The organism is Sorangium sp. So ce185 (assembly GCF_051526825.1).
Lineage (GTDB): Bacteria > Myxococcota_A > Polyangia > Polyangiales > Polyangiaceae > Sorangium > Sorangium cellulosum_D.
In genome coordinates, this window is record NZ_CP150316.1 from 1,002,756 (window position 1) to 1,021,292 (window position 18,537).

Annotated in this window: 17 protein-coding genes and 1 pseudogene; 9 read left to right on the forward strand and 9 right to left on the reverse strand. The window is 72.8% G+C overall.

Translation table 11 applies throughout. From position 1 onward, the window contains the following. Nucleotides 1-45: 45 nt before the first annotated feature. The 5 genes from WMF26_RS03830 to WMF26_RS03850 all read right to left on the reverse strand — a co-directional run bounded on the left by WMF26_RS03830 (nt 46) and on the right by WMF26_RS03850 (nt 5,384). Nucleotides 46-1,437, reverse strand: a complete 1,392-nt coding sequence (locus tag WMF26_RS03830; RefSeq protein ID WP_437999179.1) for a DUF1552 domain-containing protein — start codon at nt 1,435-1,437, stop codon at nt 46-48. After that, nucleotides 1,434-3,173, reverse strand: a complete 1,740-nt coding sequence (locus WMF26_RS03835; RefSeq protein ID WP_437999180.1) for a DUF1592 domain-containing protein — start codon at nt 3,171-3,173, stop codon at nt 1,434-1,436. Before WMF26_RS03835 ends, WMF26_RS03830 begins: the two co-directional genes overlap by 4 nt. A gap of 161 nt (nt 3,174-3,334) precedes the next feature. Then, nucleotides 3,335-4,042 (reverse strand): hypothetical protein, encoded by a 708-nt coding sequence (locus tag WMF26_RS03840; RefSeq protein WP_437999181.1) that lies wholly within the window; start codon nt 4,040-4,042, stop codon nt 3,335-3,337. Then, nucleotides 4,039-4,839, reverse strand: a complete 801-nt coding sequence (locus WMF26_RS03845) for a tetratricopeptide repeat protein (RefSeq protein WP_437999182.1) — start codon at nt 4,837-4,839, stop codon at nt 4,039-4,041. Before WMF26_RS03845 ends, WMF26_RS03840 begins: the two co-directional genes overlap by 4 nt. Next, nucleotides 4,839-5,384, reverse strand: coding sequence for an RNA polymerase sigma factor (locus tag WMF26_RS03850; protein WP_437999183.1), 546 nt, complete (start codon nt 5,382-5,384; stop codon nt 4,839-4,841). Before WMF26_RS03850 ends, WMF26_RS03845 begins: the two co-directional genes overlap by 1 nt. Before the next feature lie 208 nt (nt 5,385-5,592). On the opposite strand from WMF26_RS03850, the gene WMF26_RS03855 reads away from it, so the two are divergent. The 5 genes and pseudogenes from WMF26_RS03855 (at nt 5,593) to WMF26_RS03875 (ending at nt 10,231) form a co-directional block, all read left to right on the forward strand. Beyond that, nucleotides 5,593-6,633, forward strand: a complete 1,041-nt coding sequence (locus tag WMF26_RS03855; protein ID WP_437999184.1) for a hypothetical protein — start codon at nt 5,593-5,595, stop codon at nt 6,631-6,633. Nucleotides 6,634-6,814: 181 nt separating this feature from the next. After that, nucleotides 6,815-7,315 (forward strand): annotated as a pseudogene (locus WMF26_RS03860) (OmpA family protein); the annotation flags it as partial. A gap of 221 nt (nt 7,316-7,536) precedes the next feature. Continuing rightward, nucleotides 7,537-8,094 carry a hypothetical protein gene (locus WMF26_RS03865; RefSeq protein ID WP_437999185.1) on the forward strand — a complete coding sequence of 186 codons (558 nt, stop codon included), beginning with the start codon at nt 7,537-7,539 and terminating at the stop codon, nt 8,092-8,094. After that, nucleotides 8,091-9,638: a hypothetical protein gene (locus tag WMF26_RS03870; RefSeq protein WP_437999186.1), complete on the forward strand. Its 1,548-nt coding sequence runs from the start codon at nt 8,091-8,093 to the stop codon at nt 9,636-9,638. Before WMF26_RS03865 ends, WMF26_RS03870 begins: the two co-directional genes overlap by 4 nt. A 5-nt stretch (nt 9,639-9,643) precedes the next feature. Beyond that, nucleotides 9,644-10,231, forward strand: coding sequence for a hypothetical protein (locus tag WMF26_RS03875; RefSeq protein ID WP_438002517.1), 588 nt, complete (start codon nt 9,644-9,646; stop codon nt 10,229-10,231). Between the two features lie 7 nt (nt 10,232-10,238). Here the strand turns inward: WMF26_RS03875 and WMF26_RS03880 are convergent, their stop codons facing one another. Further along, a complete protein-coding gene (locus tag WMF26_RS03880) occupies nt 10,239-10,745 on the reverse strand; it encodes a hypothetical protein (protein ID WP_437999187.1) in 507 nt (168 codons plus the stop codon). Nucleotides 10,746-11,039: 294 nt separating this feature from the next. Continuing rightward, the gene (locus WMF26_RS03885) at nt 11,040-11,303 is read right to left on the reverse strand and encodes a hypothetical protein (RefSeq protein WP_437999188.1); all 264 of its coding nucleotides are present in this window, start codon (nt 11,301-11,303) and stop codon (nt 11,040-11,042) included. Nucleotides 11,304-11,582: 279 nt separating this feature from the next. Between WMF26_RS03885 and WMF26_RS03890 the strand changes: the two genes are divergently transcribed. The 3 genes from WMF26_RS03890 (at nt 11,583) to WMF26_RS03900 (ending at nt 13,987) form a co-directional block, all read left to right on the forward strand. Next, the gene (locus WMF26_RS03890; RefSeq protein ID WP_437999189.1) at nt 11,583-11,915 is read left to right on the forward strand and encodes a hypothetical protein; all 333 of its coding nucleotides are present in this window, start codon (nt 11,583-11,585) and stop codon (nt 11,913-11,915) included. A 72-nt stretch (nt 11,916-11,987) separates the two neighbouring features. Continuing rightward, nucleotides 11,988-13,130, forward strand: coding sequence for a D-alanine--D-alanine ligase family protein (locus WMF26_RS03895; RefSeq protein ID WP_437944734.1), 1,143 nt, complete (start codon nt 11,988-11,990; stop codon nt 13,128-13,130). Between the two features lie 47 nt (nt 13,131-13,177). Next, the gene (locus WMF26_RS03900) at nt 13,178-13,987 is read left to right on the forward strand and encodes an aminoglycoside phosphotransferase family protein (protein ID WP_437999190.1); all 810 of its coding nucleotides are present in this window, start codon (nt 13,178-13,180) and stop codon (nt 13,985-13,987) included. Nucleotides 13,988-14,021: 34 nt separating this feature from the next. Here the strand turns inward: WMF26_RS03900 and WMF26_RS03905 are convergent, their stop codons facing one another. Beyond that, complete coding sequence (locus WMF26_RS03905; protein ID WP_437999191.1) at nt 14,022-15,119, reverse strand: GHMP family kinase ATP-binding protein; 1,098 nt, start codon at nt 15,117-15,119, stop codon at nt 14,022-14,024. Nucleotides 15,120-15,411: 292 nt separating this feature from the next. Further along, nucleotides 15,412-15,918: a hypothetical protein gene (locus WMF26_RS03910; RefSeq protein ID WP_061624997.1), complete on the reverse strand. Its 507-nt coding sequence runs from the start codon at nt 15,916-15,918 to the stop codon at nt 15,412-15,414. A gap of 358 nt (nt 15,919-16,276) precedes the next feature. Here WMF26_RS03910 and WMF26_RS03915 point away from each other — a divergent pair, with 358 nt between their 5' ends. Then, nucleotides 16,277-18,520: an ATP-binding domain-containing protein gene (locus tag WMF26_RS03915; RefSeq protein ID WP_437999192.1), complete on the forward strand. Its 2,244-nt coding sequence runs from the start codon at nt 16,277-16,279 to the stop codon at nt 18,518-18,520. Nucleotides 18,521-18,537: the final 17 nt, after the last annotated feature.

Below are 18,537 nucleotides of genomic sequence, written 5' to 3' on the forward strand. Positions count from 1 at the left end.
GAGCGCCGCGCCCCACCTCCCTCACGCCCCGCCGCCACCCCCGCCTCACGCCACCAGTCCCGGCAGCGCCCCGGTGCACACGCCGGGGATCCCGAACGTGGTCACGTCCTCCAGCCCCATCGCATTGCACACCGACACGAGCAGGTTGTTGTGCGGCAGGTCCGCATACTTGATGTACCTGCCCATCTTGAAATAGCCCCCCACGCCGCCCGCGAGCACCCACGGGATGTCCCTGTACGTGTGCGTATTGCCGACGCCGAGCTCGTTCCCCCACAGCAATAGCGTACTATCGAGCATCGAGCTGCCGTCCACCTCCTTGGCGAGCGCCAGCTGGTCCAGCACGTAGTTCACCTGCTCGCTGTGCCACCGGTTGATCTTCACGAGCTTCTCGTTCGCGACCGCGTCGTCGTCGCCGGCGTGGGACAGCTCGTGGTGCTCCTCGTTCACGCCGATCCAGGGATAGTATTGCCAGCTATCGGCGTTGGCCCACATGAACGTGGACACGCGGGTCATCCCGCAGATGTGCGCGAGCAGCATGAGATCCATCTGCAGCCGGCCGACCTTCGGGTAGTTCTCCATGGCGCGCGTGTCGAACTTCTCCGGCATCTCGAGCGGCGTGCACGAGACCCCCGAGCTCTGCAGCCGCTGCTCGATGTTGCGAATGCCGCCGAGGTGCGCCTCGAGCCGCGCCTTGTCCTCGGAGCTGACGCGCGCCTGCAGCCGGCCGATATCGTCCTTCAAAAAGTCCAGCACGCTCTGGCGCTCGGCCATCAGCCGCTGGAGCTCCGTGTCGGACAGGTCCGCGTTGGCGAAGATCCGCGCGTACATCTGGAACGGGTCGTCGACCGCGATGTTCGGCTGGTTCGCGCCGCGGTACGAGATGACGCGGAGCGGCTCCTGCCCCTCGATGCGCACGCCGAACTCGAGCGACGGGAACTGGCTGCTGCCGCCGATCCGACTGGCGATGTATTGATCCACCGAGATCCGATCCGCCCAGCCGGCAGGCCCGCCCGCGCCGGTGAAGCTGCCGGCGAGCAGCGAGCCGCCCGTCAACATCGCGCCGGGGCCCTTCATGTGCGGGCCGCCGGGCTTGTTCGCGCTCGGCACCCCGAGCTCGTCCTCGACCGTCGAGTTCATGTGCACGCCCTTGAGCACCAGCATCTTCTGCTTGTGCGCCTCGAGGGGCTGGAGGATCGGGCCGAGCGACAGCGGCGCGTCGTGCGCGTCCCCCGGCGGGAAGAACGCCGACGGCACCGTGCCGTTCGCCGAGAAGATGCCGATGAAGCGCTTTGCGCCCGGCTGGTTCGCGTCCTGTCCGAACACGGTGGCGCTCCGCCAGATGGGGCTCGTCAGCGCGACGGTCAGGGCGCCCAGCCCGCCGAGCAGCTTGCGGCGGCTGATCTGGGTCCGGAGGTCGATCGGGCCTTTGCGGTTCATGGCATCTCCTTCGCGTGCTGATCGATCGGACGGCGGTAGAGGAAAGCGTCCGTCTCCACGACGGCGCGGGGCAGCGCGTTCAGGTCCTGACCGGCGGCCCTGAACGTCTCGAGCAACCGCTCCATCGAGCAGCCATCCATGTCCTGCTCGAAGCGGGCGATCGCGAAGCGGAACCACTGGCGCGCCACGCACTCTTCCACCTCGGCGCTGCCCGCGAGCCTCTCGCCGAGCTCCGCAACGCCCACGAATTCGCCGTTCATGTCGCGGGTGACGACCACCTTGCCGCTCGCGTCGACCGGCTTGCCGCCGTCGAGCTCGCGGTAGCGGCCGAGCGCGTCGTAGTGCTCGAAGCCGAAGCCGATCGGGTCGAGCAGCTGGTGGCAGCCGGAGCAGCTCGGGTCCACCTCGTGCTGCGCCAGCCGCTCGCGGGTCGAGCTGCTCGCGTCGACCTCGGGCGGCTTGGGGATGTTGGCCGGCGGGGCCGGCAGCTGCTGGCAGAGCAGGGCCTCGCGCACGAACCTCCCGCGGTAGATCGGCGAGCTCTCGGCGGGCTTCGCCTGGACCGCGAGCAGCGCCGGGAGCGTCAGGATGCCAGACGCGGTGCCGTCCGCGCGCTCGAGCGCCTGGAAGGCGTCGCCGCCGGTGACGCCGTAATACCCGCCCAGGTCCTTGTTGTAGAAGACCGTCGTCGAGGTGAAGAGCGCGCGCAGCGCGCCGCCCTGCTCGTGGAGCACGTGGTCGAAGAAGGCGTCGGCCTGCCCGCGCAGCGACTCGCGGAACGACCGCGATTGCCACTCGGGGAAGGCGCTCTCGTCCTTCACCACGCCGTAAAGGCCGTTCAGGTGCGTCCAGCTGCCGAGGAAGCGATGGAGGAGCTTTTTGCCGCGCTCGTCCTCGAGCATCCAGCCGACCTGCGCCGCGACGCCCTCCCGGGTGGTCAGGCCGCCGTCCTCGATGGCCTCGTTCAGCCGGGCGTCCGGCAGCGTGCCCCACAGCGTGTAGGAGAGGCGCGCGGCCACCTCGTGCGGAGAGAGCCTCACGGCGCGCTCGCTCACCTTCTCCGAGGTGCCGATCTCGACGCGGTAGAGGAAGCGCGGCGACTGCAGCATGCCGCGGAGGAGCATCTCGATCCCGTGCTCGTAGCTCGTCTCCGCGCCGGCGCCGAACAGCCCGAGGTGTCGCTCGATGTCCGCCGCGTCCGTGATCGGCGCGCGGTAGGCGCGGGCGCCGAAGCGCACGACCACCTGGCGCGCGCACGCGCGCGGCTCGGCGCCGGCCTCGCAAAGCGCGATGTCGCCGAGCCGCACCGGGTCGGAGGCGATCGCCGCGGCGATGACGTCCGCCGCGGCCTGGAAATGCTCGAGCTCGACCTGCGTCACGTCGGGCTGCACGAGGCCGAACGCCGACGCCTCGTTCGCGGGGCCGAGCGCCGCCTCCAGGCCGGGCACGTCGCCGACGAGGTCGCGCACGGTATTCAGGTACTGCTCCCGCGAGAGCAGGCGCATCGGCGACGGCCCCGGATCGACGACGCTCGCGTCGCACTCGAGCGCCTCCCCGGGGGTCACCGTCCCCGGGCCGCCGCCGCTCGAGCTGCCGCTCGTGCCGCTCGTGCCTTCCCCGGGCGGCGCGCCGTCGACGCCTCCCAGGTTGCCGAGGCACGCCGACAGCGCGAACGCCAGGGCGAGCACTCCCACGCTTCCGTGGGCCGTGGATTTATCGATGGATAACGTAGTCATTCAGGGCTCCGCTCGGGGCTGCTGGCGACTCCGGGTGGGTGGCAGTCCAGCGAGGGAGCGATCACCTTTTTCGTCATCGAGACGTGAAGACGCCTCGATCGGGTGCGAAGAGGTGTGTCTTCGGTCGACGAGCTCCGACCGATCCCGGGGCGCGGCTCGGCTCACGGTCCTTCGAGGCGACAGCACACCCCGCAGTCGTAGGCGTCGAGCAATTCGCGCCCGGCGCACTGGGCTTCGCCGCATTCGGTGCCCTGCAAGGCGCCGCAGCTCGGGAGGCATTCGCCGCCGACCTCGATCGAATGCGGGGGATCGCACGGCGTGTCGTTGCCCGGCGGCTCATCGCCGTCCGGCGTGAAGTACAGCCGATCCAGCCGGACGCCGTCGGCGGCGTTCGCGAGGACGAGCTCGTGAGCCCCGGCCGCGAGGGAGAAGCGGAGCGGCTCGCCGTAGCGGGTGTCGTCGTGGAGATCGTCCCAGAACCAGATCTCGCCGACGCTGATGCGCCAGAGGGTCCACGCGCCGCCGTCCACCTGGAACCAGAAGCGGTTGTCGATCGCGTTCGGCGCGTAGATCCGCCCCCAGATCACGTAGTCTGCCGCGCTCGGCGCCTCGAAGCGGTAGCGAGCGCGCGCGGGCCCCGGCGCCTCGCCCGAGCTCATCCCGCCGGGGGGCGAGAGGAAACGGCCCCCGGAAGCGCGGCTGTCCTCGCCCACGGTGAAGCCGCCGGTCAGCTCTCCGAGCTCCGCCTCGACGTACGAAGATCCGGAGACGACAGGCGCCCAGGCGCCGACCGAGGTGATCTCCGCGTCGCACCCGGAGGCGGCGAGGCAGCCGAGCGCCGCCATGCGAGCGGCCGACCAGCGCTTCACGGCGCGTCCAGGAGCCGCTTGAGCTTCGCGCTGTGGGGGCTCCCGGGATACTGCTTGACGAAGGCCTGAGCGCGCCGCTTCGCTTCCTGCATGTTGCCGCGCGAGGCCAGCACCTCGATGGCGAGCACCTCGCGCTCCTGCCGGAGCACGCCGTTCGGGAACTGCGCGCGCAAGCGCTCGAGGGTCGCCGCGGCCGCCGCCGCGTCCCCGGAGCGCAGCTTGGCGCGCGCCTCCGTGAGCAGCGCGCTCTCCGCGCGCAGCAGATCGGTCTCAGTCTGCTTCGGTCCGCTCGGCCTCCGGCTCGGCTCCCCCTCGATCGGATTCTCCGGCCGCGGCCCGGGGCGCGGCGCCGGCTCGGCCGCCGTTGCGACCGGCGCCTGCGGCTCCTGCGGCGCTTGCGGCTCCTGCGGCTCCTGCGGCGCCGCCGCCGACGCTTGCGGCGCCACCGCCTGCGCCTGCTCCGGGCCCGCCGAGCGGCTCGGCGGCGGCTCGGCCGACGACGAGAGCGCCCAGTACCCCGCGCCGAGCGCCAGGCCGCCGCCCACGAGCACCGCCGCTGCCTTGATCGACAGCGCCGACGACAGGAGCGAACCGGCGGCCGCCTTCTTGGCGGCCGCCGCGCCGGAGCCCGCCGTGACGCCGACGGCCGCCGCCGCCGCGAGCTCGCTCGCGATGCCGCTCCACGCGCGCTCCTTCGCGCCCTCGGGCGGACCCACGTGGCGCACGCTCCCGAGGAGCTCCCGCTCGAGCGGATCCGCGCCGCTCTTGGCGCTCAGCAACCGTTCCGGATCCCCCATCACACCGCCTCCTTTCGGCCCGTGCCTTGTGCGACGGCGAGGCGCTTGACCTCGCGCGAGAACGCCTCGCGCGCCAGGCGCAGGCGCGAGCGTACGGTGCCGACCGAGATCCCCAGCAGATCTGCGATGTCCTGGCCGGACATCTCCTCGAGCTCGAACAGGACGAACACGAGGCGCTGCGGCTCCGGCAGCTTGTTCAAGAGGGTCTCTGCCGCCTGCGCGCGCTGCCGCGACTCCGCGCTCTGCGCGAGCTCCTCGGACGCGCCGCCGTAGAGGTCCATCGCCGCGGCGTCCGTCGTGACCTCGCGCCGGAAACGCGCCGAGCGCCGGTAGTCGCTCGCCACCCGCTGGCAGATGGCGAAGAGCCAGGTCGTGACGAGCGACCGGCCCTCGAACTCGGGGAGCTTGAGGTGCGCGGTCAAGAACACCTTTTGCGCCAGATCGAGCACGTCCGCCTCGCGAACGCCGAGGCGCCTGAGCGAGCACCAGACGAAATTGAAGTGCGCGTCATAGAGGGCTCGAAAGCTGGGGTCCGGTGTGCTCATGCCCGTGACGTCCGGGTGACCTGCTCAGCGAGCGCAATGAGCCGAGCCCGCGAGCTCGGGCGCGGAATTGTACGGAGAATCGAACGGAAACGATACCACTCGGCCCCCTCGTGGGGAGACGGGCCCGACCCGATCACAAAAAATCGCGCGTGTTCCGCGCTGCGGCTACGCTCGCGTCGTCCCGATGCGGAGGATTCGCGCTCTTTGCGTGGGTTTTTGTGCGATGCTGGCCGCCGCGGGGACCGCCAGGGCGCGCGCCGAGCCGTTTCTGAGCGTGACGCGCGGTGCCGGCGCCGAGAGCTGTCCGGACGCGCCGCGCCTCATCGCGCGCGTCGAGCAGCTCCGGGGGCGACCGGAGACGGGGGCGAGCGGGGCGTACGCCGTCAGCTTCACCCGCGGCGACGACGGCTTCCGCGCGTCCATCCGGAGCGGGAGCGGCGCGCGCGAGCTGCGCGATCGCGGCGGCAGCTGCGCGGCGCTCGAGCAGGCGACGGCGGTGACGCTCGCGCTGCTGCTCGACTCCGACGCGCGGGAGCCGCCCTTGCGAGAGCCCGACGCCGACGCGGGCGGCGAGCCCGGGGCGCCGGCGCCGGCGCCGGCGCTCCAGGCGCGAGCGCCGGCGACTGCCCCTGGAGCGCCGGCACCTTCCCAGGCTTCGGCGGCGGCGCTGCCCGCGCGGCCCGAGCCCCCGGGAGCCGGTGGCGGCGCGCGGGAGCGCGAGGCGCCGAGCCCGGAGGGCGACGCGACGCGGCTCACCCTGGCGGCCGGCGCCGCCGGCCTGTTCGGCGTGGTGCGCCCCTTCGCGCCGGCGCTCTCCGCGGAGGTCGGCATCGGCGGCGCGCGATGGCGAGCGACGATGGGGGCCCTCTGGCTCGTCCCGCAGACGCTGAGACACGGACCGGGCGAGCTCCGCGAAACGCTGCTCGGCGGCGTCGCGCGCGCCTGCTTCGCGGCCGCCGGCTCGGCGGCGCTGCGCTTCGATGTCTGCTCCGGCGTTCACGCCGGCCGGCTCCAGGCGGCGGCGAGCGGCTATACGCGGAACGACGTCGCGGCGAAGGCGTGGCTGGCGGTGCCGCTCGAGCTGTCGCTCTCGCGCCTCTCGGGTCCGCTCGGCTTCGACGTCGGCGCCGCCGCGCTGCTGCCGCTCCGTCGCAACGATTTCTCGGTGGATGGCGTGGGCGTCGCGTACAGCTCGCCGCCGGTCGGCGCGCTCGTGTCGCTCCGCGGCGTCGGGGTCTGGGTGCTTTAGCTCCGCGCCTCCGGTTGGCCCTCCGTCCTCGCCCACCGCTCCTGCGCCGCACCCTCCCCGAGGTGGGACAGGCGATCCGGGCCGGTGAAGCGCGGGCGCTCGCGCTGCGCCGAGCGCGCGCCTTGACAGCCGCGGTAGGCTCGCGATGTAGTGCCGGCTCCGGAGGTGGTGAGCGCGGGACATGGCCGAGAGCGACGAGGCAAAAGGCGTGGCGATCTCGACCGGGAAGGCCCACCGCTTCATTTTCAGCCCGAAGATCGAGTGCAGTGAGCTCTCCGGCCCCCACTTCGATTTCGATCGTACGTTCATTCGCCCCGGCGGGATGGACTCTCTCGGCTCCATCGCCGCGACGGTCAAGGCCAAGCCCAGCAAACAGGCGGCGATCTTCGGCCACACCGACACGGTCGGCGACGAGGCGTACAACAAGGGGCTCTCCGAGCAGCGCGCCCGCCTGGCCCACGCGGCGCTCACCCATGACCCGGAGCCATGGGAAGAGCGTTATCGCGCCGAGCACTGGGGCCCGAGCGCGATCCAGGTGATGCTCAACGCCGTTCAGCCCCCCGAGGACAGGAGCCCTCGCCTCGCCGAGGACGGCGTGCTCGGCCCCAAGACCAAGGCCGCGATCGAGCGCTTTCAGGAGCGCTCCGGCCTCGGCGCCGACGGCGACGCCGGCCCCGACACCCGCAAAGCCCTCTTCAAGGCGTATTTCCAGCGCTCGATCCCGGAGCCCATCGACGCGGCGCAGGTCCTCGACGTCGGCGGCTCCAAGTTCATGGGCTGTGGCGAGTACAACCCCTTCACCCAGGGCGTCGCCGACGACGCCAGCCGCCGCGTGGTCGTCATCCTCTTCAGCCCCTCGACAAGGCCGAGCGGCCTCCCGTGCCGCCTGGGCGATGTGGGGCCGTGCAAGGGCAACCTCCGCGGCAAGGACGCGCCCCGCCCCCGGACGACAAGACCCCTCATTTCCGCTGTGAGGTCTACCGCGGCATCGCCGAGCGCTGCCCCTGTGGCCCCGGCGTCGAGCTCCAGCCGTTCGAGCTCCAGATCCACGACGAGCTCTACCGCCCGTCCGGCGACGTCGAGTATCGCCTCACGCTGCCCTCTCAGGCGCGGATTCATGGCAAGACCGACGCGAAGGGCTGGATCAAGAACGCCGTGCCCAAGGGCCGCCAGAGGATCGTCGTCACCTACACGCCCGAGGGGAGCGATCACGAGATCTCGTTGCGCGTCCTCGTCACCGACGCCGACCCGAGCTCGGACGAGGCCATGCTCTGCCACCTGCGCAACTTCGGCTTCACCCACGACGATGACAGCGACCGCGGCGCGATCCTGCGCTTCCAGGCGGCGAAGGGCCTCGAGCGCTCGGGGGAGCTCGACGGGCCGACGCGCGACGCGATCCGGCGGATCGTCGAGGGAGGCGATGACTCCATGCAAGAGAGCCTGCGGGAGGAGACGGCATGAGCGTCGTCAAGGCGGCCCCCAGCTTCTTCTATTACGCCATGGCCGACGGCACCTCGGCCGTCGACAGCGAGGCGTTCGGCAAGCTCCTCGACGCCAAGGGGGGCGCCACGGGCTGGCGCAACCTGCTCGACCTGCTCGACCAGGACCCGGCCGAGCCCGGGCGCCTCGTCGACCCCAAGCACGATTTCCTGCCCATCTACAAGCTGAAGCGCGCCGGCTCCCTCGCCGCGAAGGATCCGAAGGGCATCGCCTGCATCTGCCCGGGCGGGCTCAACGGGCTCGGTCAGGACGGCATGTGGCAGAACTTCCGCGGCGGCGCGGCCGTGGATTTCCCGGAGCTCAAGGGCACGAACTGGGAGAAGCTCGTCGGGCGCCACGCCGGCGCCGAGCTCTCCGCGAAGTTCCTGAGCGAGTTCATGCTCGATCCCGTGGTCGAGGTCGACGGCGCCAAGAAGCAGATCGTCAGCGGCGCGTCGGCCGGCGCCAAGGGCACCCTCTTCCGCGCCAGCCTGCTGTACATGAGCTCTCACGGCTGGCTCGGCGGCTTCGCCCGGGGCGACCTGAACCCCGAGCACCCGGCGGCGCTCCCGCACCCCAGGGCGGGCGTCGCCGACGACCCGCGCGAGGCGTACATTCCCTTCAGCGCCTATTTCGTGGCCGGCAAGTACGACATGGCGGGCCGCGCGTTCAGCGGGCCGCAGTGGATCATCCTCGCCCAGTGCTCGACGCTCAACAACACGACGTGGGCGATGTGGGCGCGAGTCATGGCCCGCAGCTCGCCCCAGGTGCGCGGCATCCTCGGGTACGAGGAGGCCTCGCCCTCGGCGGTCGCGTCGATCCCGATCGCGACCTCGTTCTTCACGCACCTGAAGAACAAGAAGACGTTCTACGAGGCGTGGAAGGCCGCCAACCCGGGGCAGAACTGGGCGGCGCTGGTCCACGAGGACGCCATGGGCGACACCCTCGACGGGTGGGCGGCGCGCAAGGCGCTCGGCGGGAAAGACCTGTCCAATTACCTGGGCTCCGCCTCGAAGGCCACGAAGCAGGTCAAGGTCGCCGATCCGCCGCCCCCCTACCGCGTCCAGGTCTTCCACAAACTCAGCGCCGCGAACGGCGGCGGCACGTTCGAGATCAGGCCCGACGTGCTCGACCGCATCGACGCCGGGCTGTTCGACGAGAGCGAGTACCGCGTGGAGATCTCGCACCTGGCCGGCGGGAAGATCAGCCAGGTGAAGCTGCAGTGGATCCACATACGCGACACCTTCAAGCAGTTCGACCTCAAGACCATCTTCAGCAGCTACTCCGCCCTCGGCGCCGGCGCGTCCGTGAGCACCAAGGACCCCAAGGTGCTCGTCGCCGACCTCGCGACCCCCGCGAGCAAGGTCGTGGTCACCTTCACGGCGAGAGACGCGAAGGGCCTCCACGCGAGCGGCCTCGAGGGCCATCACTCCTACCTGTGGCCGCGGGTACACGCGACCGGCGACGGCCTCGTCGATCAGCGGCACGACGCGAAGGCCCGCGGCCTCGTCTATTATGGAGTCTAAGCGCAATGACGATGCGTGGCTGTCTCTGCTCGATCTTGGCGCTCGTGGCCGCCTGCTCCTCCGGGGAGCCGGCCGCGCCGCCGCGCGCGCCCGCGTCCACGGCCGTGGCAGCGGCGCCGCCGTCCGCGTCCAGCGCGCCGGCCCTCGCCGCCGCGTCGGCGCCCGCGTCGGCGCCCGCGTCCAGCGCGCCAGCCTCCGCCGTCGCGTCGGCGAGCGAGACGCCGCCTCCGCCGCCGGTCGTGGAGGTCCACACCTCGGCCCTGCGGAAGCGGTTCTCGATCGCGGCCTCTGGGGCGGCCATGCGCCGGCGCAGCACGGGGTTCCGGCCGGATGTGGTGGGGCATGGGCAGGTGAAGCCCGAGAGCCTGGAGGCCTTTCACGAGCTCCTGCTCGACGTCGGGTTCTGCGGGCTCGCGCCGAAGGAGCGGGAGAGCGCGCCGGGCTACATCGTGATCAAGGCGGGCTTTCCCGACGTGACGTGCACCGTCGAGCTGCCCGACAGGAAGTGGGACGAGATCCCGAAGGCGAAGCGGGTCATCGAGGCGGCGCGGAAGCTCGAGGAGGAGGCGTGCGCTCAGGGGTGTCTGCCGTGAGCCGGAGCTAAGCGGGCCGCCAGTCGTCGGCGTCGAGCTCAGGGAACGAGATCTTGCACGTCCCGGGGTCGATCCCCTCGACGAAGATCCGACCGTTTTGATCGAGCAAGCCCTCGCGGGGCAGCTGACCGGGCACCTCCAGGCGGTATTTCTTGAAAGGCACGGGCTGCGGCGGATCCGCGTCGTCCATGAGCTGAACTGCGATCCAGGTCTTCTCTTCCCGGGCGGGCGGCTCAGGCCCGCTGGGCTCGGGGAGCTCCGGCGACAGGACGGGCGCGCCGGGGGAGACGCGCGTCGTGCGGTACGCGACCAGACGGCCGTCGAGGAGCGCCTCCCGCACCCGCGCCCGGAGCCCGCTCGGATCGAGCCACGGTCCCGTGGAGGGCGTGTGGCCGAGCGCATCGCAGATGTCGGCGAGCGCCAGCCGGCCGTAGATCGGGTCGGCGGCGCGCGCGTCGAGCCACCAGGTCGCTTCCAGCGCCGAGAGCCGCTGAACGCCCGCGTGCGCCGGCACGTCGGAGCTTCGTGCAATCCACACGACCTCAGGAAAGGAATCGATACGAAAGCGGTGACTCATCGGCGGATCGGCTCGAGCTGAGCAGAGCCGTCATGGCACCACATCGCGACGGACGCGTCAATCCCAGGTGCGTCCGGGGCCGTACCCGCCGGGCCCGACGAGCTCTGCCCGCCGGACGTCGTCACGTCGAGTCACGTCGAGTCACGTCGAGTCACGTCGAGTCACGTCGAGTCACGTCGAGTCACGTCGAGTCACGTCGAGTCACGTCGAGTTACGTCGAGTTACGTCGAATCACATCGACTCGACCGACTTGAGCATCTCCGGGATGAAGTGGAGCCTCGGCCGGAGCAGCCTGTCGCGGCGCCCGGGCTGCCGGACCTGGAGCATGGCGCCTGTCGCGGCGCTGTTCGAGGCATCGAGAAGGTCGTCCGTGAATGTGTAGCTGTAATTCTCTTGCTGGGTCGGCGCCTTGTCCTGCGCGGCGGCTTCGGGGATCGAGGCGCAGAGAAACAACAGCGCGGCTGTGGCCGAAAAGAGCGATCGCGGCTTCATCATGACTCCTTGCTTCTATCGGACACGAGCGACGACCACGGATTGGGACCCTTTTGGCCGAGCTCGATGTCGCGCCGCGAGGCACGCCGGCGGCCATGCCGCCGCCGCGGATCTCCTCGCTCAGGCGCCCGCTCGGCGGCCGCGCCCCCCGTGCGCGATGCGCCGCTGTGGCCTTGTGCCGACCGCCGCGCTCGGTGTCGTCGCGATGCGCCCCTGGACGGAGCGTCGGATCCGGCGACATCGCAGGTGACATCGCCCACCTTCCGCGTAGAATCACCCCCGATGCTCATCCGCGGTCGAAGGAGCGTGGCGGGCAGCCTCATCGTCGCGGTCGTCGCGGCGCTCGCCGTGGTCGTCCCCGGCGGAGCGGCGGGCGCGGGCGAGGAGGCGCCGGCCAAGGTGGCGAGCGGCATCGCCGTCGGCGTTCAGCTGGAGGCGCTCGCGGACGTCAAGGTCGCGCGCGCCGAGGTCGCCCGGGGCTCCAGGGTGAGCGTGGCCAGGCTCATCGAGCGTCAGGGGCAGCTCACCGCGGTCGACGTCGAGCTCGCCGACGGTCACATCGCGCGCGTGGCGATGGCGACGGTCCGCGCGTCGTTCCGCGTCCTCTCCGAGTAGCGGCCGCGCCCCCCGGGCCACCCCGACCCCGCCTTCTTCACCCCCGCGCCCGATCGCGGCTAGGGTGCCGCCATGCGGAACCCCGCCAAGGTGCGCGTCGCCGTCCTGTTCGGCGGTCGCTCGGCCGAGCACGAGATCTCCCTCCTGTCTGCCCGCTTCGTCGTCGAGGCGCTCGACCGCGAACGCTTCGAGCCGGTGCTCGTCGGCATCGACAAGTCCGGCCGCTGGCTGCTCCAGGACGAGGCGCTGCTCCTCGGCGCCGCGCGCGACCCCCGCCTCGCCCGGCTGAACGAGGCGATGCCGGAGATCGCGCTCGCCGCCCACCCGGGGCCCGCCGGCGAGGCGACGCTGGCCGTGCCGGGCGGCGGGCGCTCGCCGATCGACGTGGTCTTCCCCGTCCTGCACGGGCCCACGGGCGAGGACGGGTGCGTCCAGGGCCTCCTCGAGCTCGCCGGCGTCCCGTACGTCGGCTCCGGCGTGCTCGGCTCCGCCGTGGGGATGGACAAGGACGTGATGAAGCGCCTGCTCCGCGACGCCGAGATCCCGATCGTGCCTCACGTCGCGCTCCGCCGCGCCGCGTGGGAGCGCGATCGCGGCGCGTGCCTCGAGCAGATCGCCGGCCTGTCCCCCGCCGGGAGCGGCGGCTTCGGGCCGATCTTCGTCAAGCCGGCGAACCTCGGGTCGTCCGTCGGCGTCCGGCGCGTCACGGCGCGCGCCGAGCTCGAGGCGGCCGTCGAGCACGCCTTCGAGTTCGACCTGAAGATCGTCTGCGAGCGGGGCATCGAGGGCGTGCGCGAGGTCGAGTGCTCCGTGCTCGGCGACGACGACCCGATCGCCTCGGTGCCCGGCGAGATCGTCGTCGGCCACGCCGACGGCTTCTACTCCTACGCCGCGAAGTACATCGACGCCGACGGCGCCACGATCCGCATCCCGGCCGACCTCTCGCCGGCCGAGGCGAACGCCGTCCAGCTGCTGGCGCTCCGCACCTTCCGCGCGCTGGAGGCGTCGGGCATGGCCCGCGTCGACCTCTTCCTCGCCCCGGACCGCTCGCTCTACGTGAACGAGATCAACACCATCCCCGGCTTCACGGCGATCTCGATGTACCCGAAGCTCTGGGAGGCGAGCGGCATCCCGCCGCGCGCGCTGATCGAGCGCCTCATCGCCCTCGCGCTCGAGCGCGGCGCGCGGAAGGCCCGCCTGAGGACGAGCGCCTAGCGCCGCGTCCTTGAGGCGGCGGCCCGCTCGTGCGCACACGGAGGCGGATGTTCGACACGCACCTGCGCCGATGGAGCCTCATCCCCGACGGCGAGCCGATCGTCACCCGGAACGCACGCTTGCTGCCGGTCCGGCGCGCGGGCGAGCCGGCCATGCTCAAGCTGGCCGTGCACGAGGAAGAGCGCCGCGGGGGCCTCGTGATGGAGTGGTGGGACGGCGACGGCGCCGCCCGCGTGCTGGCCCGCGAGGGCGACGCCATCCTGCTCGAGCGCGCCGAGGGGCCGAGATCCCTGGCCGAGATGTCGCGCAACGGAGAGGACGACGAGGCATGCCGGATCCTGTGCGCCGTGGCGGCTCGGCTGCACGCGCCGAGGGCCCGGCCCCTCCCGGAGCTGGTCCCGCTCACGCGCTGGTTCCAGGCGCTCGCGCCCGCCGCCGCGGCCCACGGCGGCATCCTGGTGCGCTGCCTGGAAGCTGCCCGCGCCCTGCTCGCGGAGCCTCGCGAGGTCGTCGTGCTGCACGGCGATCTGCACCACGACAACGTGCTGGACTTCGGCGACCGCGGCTTCCTGGCGATCGACCCCAAGCACCTCGTGGGCGAGCGAAGCTTCGACTTCGCCAACATCTTCACCAATCCGGACCTGGCCGATCCCACCCGCCCGGTCGCGACGGAGCCCGGCCGGTTCGCCCGACGGCTGGAGATCGTGGCCCATGCGGCCAACCTCGAACGAACGCGCCTGCTGCGCTGGATCCTCGCGTGGACCGGCCTGTCCGCGGCGTGGTTCCTGGGGGACGGCGACTCGCCCGACATCGACCTGCGCGTGGCGGAGCTCTCCGCCGCGGAGCTGGATCGATAGAGGCAACGCGCGAGCGGCCGGGCAGCTCGGCAGCTCACGCCGCGGGTTCGGGATCGAGCCGCACCCCCGCCGCCCCCAGCGCAGGCCGCCGCACCAGACACGGCCCGAGCTCCTCCAGGATCCGCGCGTGCCGCTCCGCCGGCGCCCAGATCAGAATGTGCCCGCCCCCGCCCGCGCCGCACATCCGGAGCACCTCGACCCCCAGCCCGTCGAGCCGCTTCTGCATGGCGACCGCGATGGCGCTCGCCGCCTCCGACAGCCGCACCTTGGCCGCCGCCCCGCGGCGCATGCCCGAGAGCACCAGCGCGAGCGAGCCGATCTCGAACCCGCGCGCGACGTCGCCGGCCGCCGCGACGAGCTCGCCCTTGGCCCCGCACGCCGCGCCGGCGTCCACCCGATCCAGCACCTCGCCGGACACGCGCCGCACCGCCGTGTCCACCAGCAAGAGCCCGGCCGAGAGCGCCGGCACGAGCTCCGGGCTGCCGATCGCGAGCCGCCGCACGGCCGAGCAGCCCCGGGCGTCGAAGGCGAGATCGAGCAGCCCGCCGAACGCCGCGAACACCTGATCCTGCGCGCCGCACGCGTTGCCCAGGCGCTCGCGCTCGATCGCGACCGCCTCGCGCGAGAGCTCCTCCGGCGAGGCGACCTCGCCCACCGAGGCGCGCAGCGCGAACAGCGCCGCCACCGCCGCGGACGCGCTGCCTCCGAGCCCGGCGCCGGGCGACATCTCGGTCTCGACCCGGAGCGCGACCCCGTCGCCCACGCCCGTCGCGGCGAGCGTCGCCTCGATCAGCCGGAACGCGAGATCGTCGCGCGGAGGATCCGTGCGGCGCCGCGTGAGCACGCGCGGCGCGCCGGCCTCGGCGGCCTCGGCGCCCCAACCAGGCGGCCTCTGGCCGCGCGAGGCGAGCTCCATCCGCACCCAGCCCCGATCGAACGGCTCCACGACCACGCGGACGCGCAGATCGATCGCCGCGCCCACGACGCGCCCGCCGTCCAGCAGGGCGACGCCGGGCAGATCGCTGCCGCCTCCGGCGAAGGAGACGCGCATCGGGGCGCTCGCGGCCGCGCGCCAGAGCGGGGTTCGCAGCGCTCGCGGCGCGAGGAGGGAGCCGGCGCAGGGGGTGCTCATGTCGTCTTCAACGCTTCAACGCTTCAACGCGCAACGCCTCGGCGCGGGAGCGACCCGACGGGACGCGAGAGGAGCCCAGGGACCGAGGTGGAGCGCCCCGCGGCGGCTCCCGGTGCAGGGAGCGAGCCAGCGATGGAGCGCCCGGCGTGCACGCACGCCCGCGCCCGAGCAGGGAGCGAGCCGCGGCCCTCGAGCGCCGTCGTCCAGAGGGGCACGCGCCCGCGCGGCCCTGGTGCGGCTCGGTCGTGGACGGAGATCGCAGGAGCGGCGCGCCGCCGCCCGCCGGCCGCGCTCAGTTCAGGTCCTTGCTCGCCGGCTCGTCCCGGGGCGCGGGCTGCGCGCGCGCCGCGTCGAGGATCCGCTCGATGACCCTGAGGCCGGCCGCGAACATCTCCCGCTCAGCGCGCTCGCCCCCGGCGTGCACCTCGGCCGCCTTCTCGCGCAGCGCGAGCGCGTCGCGGCGGACGACCGGGAGGCGGGCCGCGGACGCCGCCTCGGCGATGCACCCGGCGAGATCGTAGACGAGGAACGCGTCCTCCTCGCTGATCCGGGGCTCCGCGCGGCGCGCCCCGGCGCGCCCGCGCGCCCCGGCGCCGCCTGCGCGACCCTTCTGGACGAACGACGACGCGACGTCCCGCTCCTCATCGTCCCCGATCGAGCTCGCGGAGACGCGATCGAGCAGGCTGGTCAGCTCGGCGCGGTAGGCGGCGAGGACCAGCGCGCAGAGCGCCCCGCGATCGCGCAGCGAGAAGAGGATCAGCTCGAGGAGCCGGTCGGACCGGGTCGCGCAGTTTTGCATCGCTGCCTTTTACGGTGTTCACCCACGCGACCTCAATCCAGAACGCCACCGCCCTCGGTGGATCCACCCGCGGACGCAGGGCGCGTTACGCCGCGAAGGCGCTTGCACGGCCGCCGCCGGCGCGCCGGAGCGCCGCCCCGGTGGGGGGCCCCACGCGGCGGTTGCGGAGCTGGGCCGGATCGGTCAATAGGTCCGACCCTCCTGCGCCAGCGGGCCTCGACGGATGTCCGGCGCGCTGGCGCTGTCGCTCAGCCTGTCACCTGATCCTCACCGCACCGGCATTCCCGTGACCGCGAATCGTTCTACGAGCCCCACGCCCACCGAAGAGCAGTCCACCGCGCCGACCTCGGCCACCGTCGTGACCACGTCCGCCCAGCCCGCAGCCGGCGCGCCCGGCGCCGGGCTGAGCGCGAAGGGCGAGGCGATCGTGCGCGAGGAGGAGGCCCTGCTCGCCCGCGTGACCGCGCACCTCGCCACCGTCGCGGCCAAGCCGTCGCGGCCGCCGCCCGTCGAGAACTACGAGGAGCAGCTCCTCTCGCTGCGCGATCAGATCGCGGCGGCGCGGCTCGAGGACGTGCCGGCGCTGGTGCAGCAGATGGAGCGCCTGCAAGGGATCGCCGCGCGGCGGAACGAGAACGTCGTCGAGCCCGTCGATCCGAAGTCGCCCTACTTCGGCCACCTGCGCCTGCGGGAGAAGGGCCGTCCCGAGCGCGACGTGCTCATCGGGCGCACGACGCTCGTCGACGCGAGCGCGGGCGTGCGGATCGTCGACTGGCGCCACGCCCCGGTCAGCCAGATCTACTACCGCTACGAGGAGGGCGCGGAGTACGAGGAGACCTTCGGCGAGCGCGAGGTCGAGGGCACTGTGCTCGTGCGGCGCACCGTGACCATCGACGACGGCGAGCTCTACCGCATCGCGGCGCCGCAGGGGACGTTCGTGCGGGGGCCCTCGGGCTTCCGCGAGATCGCGACGCGGGCGACCGAGCTCGCCGGCGGCCAGGGCAGCGCGGTGCGCCCCGAGGACATGCGCGACATCGCGCTCGCGGCCGGCGCGCGCGGCGGGCTCGGGACCGGGGCGGCGTTCCACGCGCGCGAGGACCGGCACCTGCCGGAGATCGCCGCGCTCCTCGACCCGCGGCAGTTCGAGCTCATCTCGAAGCCGGACGGCGGCATCGTGGTCATCCAGGGCGGCGCCGGCAGCGGCAAGACGACGATCGGCGTCCACCGCCTCGCCTTCCTCGCGTACAACGGCGGCCGCCGCTTCACCGCCGACAAGATGCTCGTCATCGTCGGCAGCCCGGCGCTCCGCGCGTACATCAGCGAGGCGCTCCCCGCGCTCGGCCTGGGCGGCATCGCGGTGGAGACGTTCTCCGAGTGGGCGCGCGCGGCCAGGAAGCGCGCGTTCCCGTGGCTCGAGGCGCCGGTCGAGGAGAACACGCCCTCGGTCGTGACCCGGTACAAGACCCACCCGGCGATGCTGCACCTCCTCGAGCAGCGCGCGTCGGAGCTCAAGGACGACGCGCGGGCGCGCCGCGACTCGCGCGGCACCCTCGCGTTCTGGGCCGACCTGCTCACCGATCTCGACCGGGCGCTGGCCGCCTTCGAGGCGGCGGGGGACCCGGAGTTCGGCCCGGAGCAGGTGAAGCGCGCGTGGCGCTGGTGCGCGGATCGCTGCCCTGCCGTGCTCGATCTCGACCCCGGCGATCGCGCCGAGCGCAAGGCGGCGATGGCCGACGAGCCCGCGGACGACGGCGACGACGAGCGCGGCGCCGACGCGCGCGAGGTCTCGAGCGACGACCGCGCGGTGCTCGACCCCGAGGACGACGCGCTCCTCCTGCGGGCGTACCAGCTGCTCCGGGGCGAGCTCCGCAAGGGCAAGAACGTGCTCACCTACGAGCACCTCTTCGTGGACGAGGCGCAGGATCTCGCGCCGATCGACCTCGCGGTGCTGCTCGGCGTGGTGGCCGAGCCGCGCAGCGTGACGCTGGCGGGCGACACGGCGCAGCGGCTCTTCATGGACTCGGGCTTCCGCGACTGGCGCGCGACGCTCGACGACCTCGGCCTGTCGCGGGTCGACGTCGAGCCGCTGCGCATCGCGTACCGCTCCACGCGCGAGGTGCTCGCGTTCGCCCGCGCGGTGCTCGGCCCGCTCGCGGATCCGACGCCGCCGCTCGCGCCGCGCAGCGGCGCGCCGGTCGAGCACCACCATTTCCCGAGCGCCGGCGCCGCCGTCGCGTTCCTGGCCGACGCGATCCGCCCGCTGTTCGCCCGCGAGCCCCGCGCGACGCTGGCGATCCTGGCGCGCCACCCCGAGCAGGCGGACGTCTATTACGACGCCCTCAGGATGGCGGAGATCCCGAACCTCCGGCGCGTGCGCGCCTACGAGTTCGCGTTCCGCCCCGGCGTCGAGGTGACGGAGATCCGGCAGGTGAAGGGGCTGGAGTACGACTACGTGGTGCTCGTCGACGTGAACGCGTCGACCTACCCGGCGGACGACGAGTCGCGGCACCTGCTCCACATCGGCGCGACGCGCGCGGCGCACCAGCTCTGGGTGGTGTCGACGGCGGCGCCGTCGCCGCTCCTGCCGGACTGGCTGGGCTGAGGCCGGCCGGCGCCGCG